The organism is Acidithiobacillus sp. (genome assembly GCF_023255755.1).
In the GTDB taxonomy this organism is placed as follows: domain Bacteria; phylum Pseudomonadota; class Gammaproteobacteria; order Acidithiobacillales; family Acidithiobacillaceae; genus Acidithiobacillus.
In genome coordinates, this window is sequence record NZ_JAGDVS010000149.1 from 19,534 (window position 1) to 28,492 (window position 8,959).

Below are 8,959 nucleotides of genomic sequence, written 5' to 3' on the forward strand. Positions count from 1 at the left end.
ATGCCCCCGGCACGCGCGCTTCATGTCATTTTCTGTTGGCACATGCACCAGCCCGATTACCGCGATGCCGACGGCTTCTACACCTTGCCGTGGACCTATCTGCATGCCTGCAAAGACTATGCGGACATGGTGGGGCACTATGAGGAGAATCCCCTCGCCCGGGGGGTGTTCAACTTCGTGCCGATATTGGTCGAGCAGTTGGAGGACTATACCGCGCAATTCCAGAGCGGACAGTTCCGCGATCCGCTGCTGATTGCACTCGCCACGGAAGATCTCAAGGCAGCACTGTCGAACGAGCAGCGGCATTTTCTTCTGGAGCAATGCTTTCGCCTCGACCATGAGCACATGCTCACCCCCTTCCCGCCCTATCGTCGCCTGCATGAGATTTATCAGCTCATGCAGGAAGACGTGACCGAGATAGCGGATTACCTTTCGGTACAATATATTGCGGACCTCCTGGTCTGGTATCACCTGGCCTGGACCGGGGAAACCGTGCGGCGTGGCAGCCCTTTTCTCCAGTCGCTGTTCGCGAAAGGCCGCGGTTTCAGCCAGGAAGACCGTCGGCAACTGGTAACCTTTCTCGGTGAACTCATCGCCGGCCTGATTCCCCGGTATCGCGCTCTGGCAGAAGCGGGGCGCATCGAAATTTCCACCACCCCCTACTACCACCCCATCGGCCCGCTGCTGCTCGACTTCACGGCGGCGCGAGAAGCGGTGGCGGACGCACCGTTGCCTGCCTGCCCGGCCTACCCCGGCGGCGCTGAGCGCGCGCGCTGGCACATCGAACGGGCGCAGAATAGCCATTCCCCGCATTTCGGGGTGCCGGCGCAGGGTATGTGGCCCGCAGAAGGGGGCATCTCTGCCGCCTTTGTCGAAATGCTCGGCAGCGCCGGTGTGCGCTGGACGGCCTCTGGTGAAGGCGTACTGGCCCACAGCCTGCTCCTCGGCGAGGATGACAGCGCCCCCCGCGGCCGGGCGGAATACTTGTACCGCCCCTATCGTCTACAAGGGCGGGGTCCGGCACTCTTCTTCCGTGACGATGCGCTCTCCGACACCATCGGCTTCGATTACAAAACCTGGCTTGGCCACGATGCCGTCACGGACTTTACCCACAAACTGGAAGCCATATGGCGGCAGACGGAGCACGAAGAAAACCCGGTCGTCAGTGTTATTCTCGATGGCGAAAATGCCTGGGAATACTATCCCTACAATGGCTATTACTTTCTCTCGGAGCTCTATAAATCCCTGGCTAATCACCCCCACATCCAGATGTGTACCTTCAGCGACTTCGTCAGCCACCATCCCGGCGGCATCAAGAGCATGCCCCGACTGGCCGCAGGGAGCTGGGTCTACGGCAGCTTCAGCACCTGGATTGGCGAGGCCGCCAAAAACCGCGCCTGGGACCTGCTCTGCGCCGCCAAACAGGATGTGGATCAGCATATCGGGCAATTTCCTGCGGAGCAGCAGGCCCGCATCCTCGAACAGCTTGGCCGCTGTGAGGGCTCCGACTGGTTCTGGTGGCTGGGTGATTACAATCCCTCAGACTCGGTTCGTGATTTCGATCATCTGTATCGTCTTAACCTCCGCAAGCTTTACACCCTGATGCAAATCCCCGCCCCCGACAACCTCAGCGAGCCCATCAGCCACGGCGGCGGCGCGGCGGAGGCCGGTGGTACCATGCGCCGCACCCACGCGAAGGACCCTGAATGACCCACAGCACCCCGCTCCTCCTGGGCGTCCATGCCCCCCAGCCGGTCGGCAACTTCCCCCACGTCATCGACGATGCCGTACTCCGCTGCTATCACCCGTTTTTAGAGACGATGCACCGCTTTCCTGACTTCCCCTTCGCCATCCACATCAGCGGCTGGCTGCTCTCCTATCTGGTTGGCCGGCACCCCAGGACCATCACCTTGCTGCAGGAGATGGTGGCCCGCAATCAGGCGGAGCTGGTGGGCGCCGGTGATACGGAGCCGGTGCTTGCCGCGATTCCCCACGCCGACCGCATCGCCCAGATTGAGGCCATGGCCAGCCGACTGGAGAAGCACTTCGGACAGCGTCCGGTCGGGGCATGGCTCACGGAACGGGTCTGGGACCCCAGCGTGGTGCCCGCCCTCAACGAGGCCGGGGTGCGCTACGTTATGGTGGACGACTATCATTTCCTCTGTGCGGGCGCGGCAGAGCATCAGCTCGGCGGCTTCCATCGCACCGAAGAAAATGGTCAAAGCATCGACGTTTTTCCCATTTCTGAGGCACTGCGCTACCGTCTGCCCTTCTCCGAAGCCACCGCCGCCGTGTCGTACATTGAGGGTATTTCTGAGCAATATCCGGGCAGCGCCGGTATCTATTTCGACGATATCGAGAAATTTGGTGTCTGGCCGGAGACCTATAGCTGGGTGTACGAGAAGGGCTGGCTGGAGCAATTCCTGGGTGGTGTGCTCGACTCGGCACACATTCAGCCGGTGCGCTTCCGGGACTATCTGGCACAGAACCGCCCCCAGGGCATCATCTATTTGCCGACGGTATCCTACAGCGAGATGAACGAATGGACCCTGGCCCCCGATGCGGCCCGCTGCTACGCCGCCTTCCGGGAGCAGGAAAAAACCGCGGGCCGGCTGGAAAAGCGTAAAGCCCTGATCCGCGGCGGCACCTGGAAAAACTTCCTGACCCGCTACCCGGAATCCAACTGGATGCACAAGCGCATGCTTCAGCTCTCCCAGCGCTTCCATGCCCTGCCCAGGCGCCAGCAGAGCAAAACCATGCGCGAAGATCTGCACGAAGCGCAGGCCAATGACGCCTACTGGCACGGACTCTTCGGAGGTATTTATCTGCCCCACCTGCGGCGCGCCGTCTTCAACGCCATCGTCCGTCTGGAGGCACAACTGGACCGGATTCAGGCACGCCCGGCCTTAGAGACGACTGACGTGGATATGGACGGGGTTGGCGAACTGCTCTACCACAATCACGCGCTCCAGTTGATTATCCGCCCGGAGCCAAGCGCCGCCGTGGTGGAGTGGGATTGCTACGCGCTGCGGCACAATCTCGGTGATACCCTGGCCCGCCGTGATGAGGCGTATTATGACAAGATTCGTCACGGCACCATTGAGCATGAAGCCCCCGGCGAGGGCATTGCTTCCGCCCACGACCGCGTCAGCTTCAAAACCGACATCAGTGCTGAAGACCTTACCCCGGACACCACACCCTGCCACAGCTTTCAGGAATGGATTGACGAGAGCGCTGTCACCTACAGCGAAAGCAGCTTGCAGGATGCCCCGCACTTTTCCGGCGGCGTCGTGGACGAATGGGCAGTCAGCAAACATTACACCCTGGCGGAAAATCGCCTCACGGTGGACTATCGGATTGAGTCAGCCCGCAAGCGGGTAGAAGCGCAGCGTTTCCGTACCCGGCTCTTTCTGGCCATGCCAAGTTGCGATGGCCCGGCGGGCCAGTTCTTTGCCAATGGCAGTTCACAGGGCGGCTTCGGCAGTCCCATTCACGGTGAAGCGACCCGGGAAATCGTCCTGGAGGATATGGTTATGGGCGGTAAAATCGTCCTGCATTTCAACCCGCCGGTACGCTGGTGGAGCGCGCCGCACCTGACCGTCTCACAATCGGAAGCCGGCTTCGAGAAGATCATGCAGGCTTTACGCCTGGAGCTGGAATGGCCGGTGCAGGCAGGCAAAGCGCATGTCATAGAAATACAGGCCGAGGTCATTCCCCATGACTGAGGGCCTGACCATCGGTATCGATGTGGGCGGCACCAACCTGCGCTTTGGCGTCTTTCGCGGCAACGATTTTCTGGACTCCACGCGCAGTGAAGTGAATTTACGCGAGAGATGCGGCCAAGCGCCGGACCCGGAGACCGCAGCCACGCTGGTCGCCACACTCCTGACTAAAGGCATCGCCGACCTGCGTCGACATCATCCCGATATTGCGCGGGTAGGTATTGCTTTCCCAGGCTTTATCAACGATGACGGCGTATTGCTGCAATCCCCCAACATTCCGCAACTGATTCAATTCGACCTGCAAACCGCCATGCGCACCGCCTGCCAACTCCCTGTCCTGGTCGAAAATGACGCCAACGCAGCGGGTTATGGCGAATTCTGGGAGGAACGTCAGGAGCGGCCAGAGTTGCAAAATCTGCTCTATGTCGGTCTCGGTACTGGGGTCGGTGGTGGCTGGATTCATCAGAGCCATCCCTGGCGCGGCGATCATGGCAGCGCCATGGAAATCGGCCATATTATCGTGGTACCGGGGGGGCGGCGCTGCGGCTGCGGCAATCAAGGTTGCCTGGAGCAATACGCCTCGGCGCGCGGGGTACAATCCAGTTACGTGGAGTTGACGGGTACCGCGCCAGACACCGCCGTCATCGCCCAAATGGCCAGCGATGGTCGCAGTGAAGCCGTGAGCGCTTTTCAGATGGCTGGCGGTTATCTGGGACAGGCGCTGGCCCATATCCTCAAGGTAACCGATGTCGGCGTGGTGAGAGTTGGCGGCGGCATGAGCGCCGCCTGGGACCGCTTCGCCCCGGCCATGCTGCAGCGCCTCGATGCGGATCTGATTCCGACCCTGCGCGGCAATGTCGAGGTGAAGCGCGGCAATGATGATGACCTCGCCGGCATGCGCGGCGCCGCGCTGCTCGCTGATCAGGCGTTTTTACACGACTGATGCGTATCGGTATCTTTGACTCGGGCATCGGCGGCCTCAGCACCCTGCTGGCCTGCCTGCGCTACCTGCCCGATGCGCACTATCTTTTTTATGGCGACAGCGCCCACGCCCCCTACGGCGACCAAAGCCCTGCGCAGGTGCGGCAGTGGACGGAAGCAGCCTATGCCTGGTTCATCGCCGCCGGCGTAGATGCGGTGGTGCTCGCCTGCAATACCGCTACCAGCGCCGCCGTCGCGCCTTTGCGGGAGCGCGCCGACGTACCCATTATCGGCATCGAACCCGCCATCAAGAAGGCGCTCGAAGATCACCCGCAGAGCGAAATATTACTCCTGGCCACCGCCGTTACCGTCAACGGCGTCAAACTGCAAGAACTGTTGGGTCGCCTCGAAGGCGGCCCGGAGCGTGTCCGCCCCCTCGCCTGCTCCGGTCTCGCCGAAATTGTCGAAACACAGGATGCACAGTGGCGCGAACGCGCCAGCCGCTATCTGCAAGCGCAGGTCCGGCCCGCACGCACTGCGGATATTGGCGCGGTCGTCCTGGGCTGTACCCATTACTGCTGGATCGACGACCTGATACACGACACCCTGGGCGGGGATATTACCGTCGTCGATGGTAATGACGGAGTTGCGCGTCAGTTGTGTCGCCGACTGGGTGTCCCCATCGGGACGGACACGGCGCCGCCACTACCTTGTCACGCCCGGATATCCTTGTACTTCACCGCCGACAATGATGTAAAAAGCCACCTGGCTCGCCGACTTTTGGCCGCAAGCGGGGTGCGCATGGATTTGCAGCCCGATTCGCCCCTCTGACCCATAGGGAGGCTATATCAGCAGCGGCACCGCGAGAGCCAGGGCATGAATGGCAATACCGATCATTCCGCCCACCAGCGTCCCGTTGACGCGGATATACTGCAGATCCGTACCCACCCCTTCCTCCAGGAGGCGGACCATGTCCTTATCCGGCCAGGCATGTATCGTCGCTTCGATGTGCTGGGCTAGACCATCGCGCAGAGCAGGCGCCAAACGACGGGCGCTGTCCTCCAGGTAGCCATTGAGCGCGTCGCGCAATGCCTGCTGCTCGCCCAGGAAAAGGCCCAGTTGCAGGGACAGACGCTGCACCTGCCCCTGTAACCGGGAATCCGGGCGCTGCAGGTCGGTTTCCAGCCAGGAGCGCAGATCGCGGAGTAGGCCATCCACATAGGCCTGCGCCGTCGGATGGGCAATCAAACCATGCTGCCAGCGCTGCACCCGCGCCTGAAAGGCGGCATCCGTCTGCAAACGCAGAATGGCGTCCTGCATCCAGCGATCAAAGGCCAGGCGGCGGGGATGCTCCGGGTCATCCGCGATTTCCTGCAACAACTGATGCGCCGCCTTCACCAGATTGCGGGCCAGATTCTCACTCAGCGTGGCCGGGTCCATGACTGCCCCCATCCAGGCGAACAGGGTCGGATAGGCGCGCTTGAGAATCGCCCCGACCTGATCCGCCAGCAGGCTTTGGGTATCTTCACCATCCAGCCAGCGACGCAGGCGCTGAATGCCATCGTCGAGCAGGGTCTGGTGCCGGTGATCTTCGGTCAACAGCGCCAGAATACTCCCCACCCAGCGCGCGCCGTCCATGCCCTGCAGTTGCCGCCCCAACGCAGCGCGCAAGGCGGTGCGCAATTCGCGGTCATCACTCAAGGCCAGAGCCTTTTGGAGCAGAACGGCCATCTGCCGGGCCAGCAGTCCGCTGTTTCCGGCATCACTCAGCCATTGCGCCAGCCAGGTGGCCGGATCGGCGCGTCGCAACAGGCGCACAATGGCCTCGGCCTCCAGAAAGTGATCGCGGATAAACTCCGCCAGACGGCGCGCCAGACGCGCCTTGTTCCGCGGCAGGATCGCCGTGTGCGGAATGGGCAATCCCAGGGGATGCCGGAAGAGTGCGACTACCGCAAACCAGTCCGCCAAAGCACCCACCATGGCCGCCTCCGCAAAGGCCCCCGCCCAGGCCCAAAGCCCGGCAAAGTCATGTGCTGCCGCCACCAGAAACAGCGCCAGCGCCCCCAGCAACAAACCCAGCGCCCAGCGGCGCAGCACACGTAGTCTTCGAGTCCGATCTGGTTTAGCGGCGGTCACTATAGCTCCTGTAGGTTAGGGCGGGCACGGGCGCATCCCTGGGGGTCTGGCCCGGAGTTTAGCAGAAGGCAGCGCTTACCCGGTAAAAGTGCGGCAAGGGCTTGAAGCGCTGACAGCGCCGGTCGTAGTATGGACAGGCGACAAGAGAAGGCCTATAGGGGGAGCACATGCGCCTGTTTTTAGCTATTTTTCTGCCATTTGTGGTGTTTTTCACTATTGGCCGCCCGATTGCGGGGATTGTTTGCCTGATTTTGCAGATCACGCTGATCGGCTGGGTGCCCGCGGCCATCTGGGCGGTGTATGCGCTGAGTCAGTACAAGACGGACAAGAAGATCGAAAGGGCGTTGGGGAGGTAACATAGGGTTGCCAGTGCCATGATTAGGCACCATCGCCCGTAGCTTTTTGCGTCGCATGCACCGCCTCGAAGATCTCGCGTGCCAGTATCGGGAATGCCGTGCGCTGGAAATCACCATCGTCCATATAGCGGGTCACGATTTTGTCGTTTTCGGCCATGCGCTGAATCATCAGGTCCTCGATCAGCTTGCGCACCCCCAACTGGAACTTGTCCAACGGGTTGGCCATCGCGGTCTGGATCACTTGGCTGTTGCTGGTCGCACGGGCCTTGATCTGATCGAAGAAGAGACGATCTTCCTCGGTGAAGGTCGTGCCAAAACGCTCGTTAAGCACCTGGATGATCTCGGATAGCGGCGCCTTTTCTTCCTTGGCCCTGCCAGTGCCCACGTCGGTGGGGCTGTAGACGCCTTCGGGCTCACCGACCTTCAGTTCAATCGGGCCACTGGAAACCCGCTGCAGCCGGTAGTACTGCAGTTCCACTTCATTGCCGATCTTGACCACGGTGTTGTCGCGATCCAGCGGCAGATGCGGCAAGAGAAGGCGACCGTAGCTATAGAGCATCTCCAGATCGGGGTCCGCGTAGGGCAGAATCTGGCTCAAGAACGAGTACATCCGCACATAGCCACCGAGCTTGTCGCGGAAGGCCGCCCTCACCTCGTCGTCTTCGATGGCCTTGAAGCGATCCACCGCCGGTTGCAGGTGGCGCTGCATGTGGGCGTGATCGGCTGGGTTCTGCCGATCCGGCTGGCGGTAGAAGATGCGGGCAAACGCCTCGACCTCGCTCCAGTGGTAGATCTGCATTTGATCCAGCTCGTGCTTGATGCTGGGCAGCATTTCAAGGTTGGCCGATTCCTGCAGACTAGTGGCGTCGAAATATGGCTTGAACGCCGCGTAGACGTCCTCGGGCTTGTTCACGAAGTCCAGCACGAAAGGCTCATCCTTGCCGACGATCTTACGGTTCAAACGCGACAGCGTCTGCACGGCCTGAACGCCATCCAGGCGTTTGTCCACATACATTGCGCACAACAGTGGTTGGTCAAAGCCGGTCTGGTACTTGTTGGCTACCAGCAGCACCTGATAATCGCTGGAGCCGAAACGCTCGGGCAACTGGCTTTCCGGGATGGACTTGCCGGTGACCACATCCGGGTTCATGCCCGGCTCGGTGTATTCGATACCGGTATCTGGGTCCTTCACCGTGCCGCTGAAGGCTACCAGCGGTCGGATATCGGTGAGGTGGTTTTCTGCGAGGTAACGCTCGAAAGCCAGCTTGTAACGCACGGCTTGAATCCGGCTGGCCGTCACCACCATCGCCTTGCCGCGGTCGCCCAACTGATGGCGGACGTGCTCGCGAAAGTGCTCGACGATGACTTCCGTCTTCTGTTCGATATTGTGCGGGTGCAGCTCCTTGAACTTGGCCAGCGCCTTGGCACCCTTCTTTTTCGGGATGGCCGGGTCGTCCTCCACCGTCTTCACGAACTTGAACCAGGTGCTGTAGGTCGTGTAATTGCGCAGCACGTCGAGGATGAAGCCTTCCTCGATGGCCTGGCGCATCGAATAGGTGTGGAAGGCCTCCGGCTTGCCGCTCGCACCCTCGCGGCCGAACAGCTCCAGCGTCTTGCCCTTGGGCGTGGCGGTGAAGGCGAAGAAGCTCAGGTTCTGCTGCTGGCCACGCGACGCCATGATCTGGTTCAGGCGGTCTTCCCAATCGGCTTCATCCTCGCCGTTGCCGTTCTGCGCATTGGCGCCCAAGATGCTCTTGAGCTCGCGGGCCGTTTCGCCGGTCTGGCTGGAATGCGCCTCGTCCACGATCACCGCATAGCGGCGGG

At 61.4% G+C, this 8,959-nt stretch carries 6 protein-coding genes and 1 pseudogene; 5 read left to right on the plus strand and 2 right to left on the minus strand.

Annotated features, from left to right (window positions below; translation table 11 throughout):
• From Q0C48_RS10440 to murI, 4 genes are read left to right on the plus strand one after another with little or no spacing between them, the layout of a single operon-like run.
• The gene (locus Q0C48_RS10440) at nucleotides 1-1,710 is read left to right on the plus strand and encodes a glycoside hydrolase family 57 protein (protein WP_291524102.1); all 1,710 of its coding nucleotides are present in this window, start codon (nucleotides 1-3) and stop codon (nucleotides 1,708-1,710) included.
• Nucleotides 1,707-3,725 carry an alpha-amylase/4-alpha-glucanotransferase domain-containing protein gene (locus Q0C48_RS10445; protein WP_291524104.1) on the plus strand — a complete coding sequence of 673 codons (2,019 nt, stop codon included), beginning with the start codon at nucleotides 1,707-1,709 and terminating at the stop codon, nucleotides 3,723-3,725. Before Q0C48_RS10440 ends, Q0C48_RS10445 begins: the two co-directional genes overlap by 4 nt.
• The gene (locus tag Q0C48_RS10450) at nucleotides 3,718-4,665 is read left to right on the plus strand and encodes an ROK family protein (protein WP_291524105.1); all 948 of its coding nucleotides are present in this window, start codon (nucleotides 3,718-3,720) and stop codon (nucleotides 4,663-4,665) included. The genes Q0C48_RS10445 and Q0C48_RS10450 overlap by 8 nt, the downstream gene beginning before the upstream one ends.
• Entirely contained in the window at nucleotides 4,665-5,474 is an 810-nt protein-coding gene (murI, locus tag Q0C48_RS10455; protein WP_291524107.1) for a glutamate racemase, read from the plus strand. The genes Q0C48_RS10450 and murI overlap by 1 nt, the downstream gene beginning before the upstream one ends.
• A 12-nt stretch (nucleotides 5,475-5,486) precedes the next feature.
• Here murI and Q0C48_RS10460 read toward each other — a convergent pair whose 3' ends face one another.
• The gene (locus tag Q0C48_RS10460; protein WP_291524109.1) at nucleotides 5,487-6,779 is read right to left on the minus strand and encodes a DUF445 domain-containing protein; all 1,293 of its coding nucleotides are present in this window, start codon (nucleotides 6,777-6,779) and stop codon (nucleotides 5,487-5,489) included.
• A gap of 167 nt (nucleotides 6,780-6,946) precedes the next feature.
• Between Q0C48_RS10460 and Q0C48_RS10465 the strand changes: the two genes are divergently transcribed.
• Complete coding sequence (locus Q0C48_RS10465) at nucleotides 6,947-7,135, plus strand: YqaE/Pmp3 family membrane protein (RefSeq protein ID WP_014027807.1); 189 nt, start codon at nucleotides 6,947-6,949, stop codon at nucleotides 7,133-7,135.
• 22 nt (nucleotides 7,136-7,157) lie between these two features.
• Here Q0C48_RS10465 and Q0C48_RS10470 read toward each other — a convergent pair.
• A pseudogene (locus Q0C48_RS10470) lies at nucleotides 7,158-8,959 on the minus strand (type I restriction endonuclease subunit R); the annotation flags it as partial.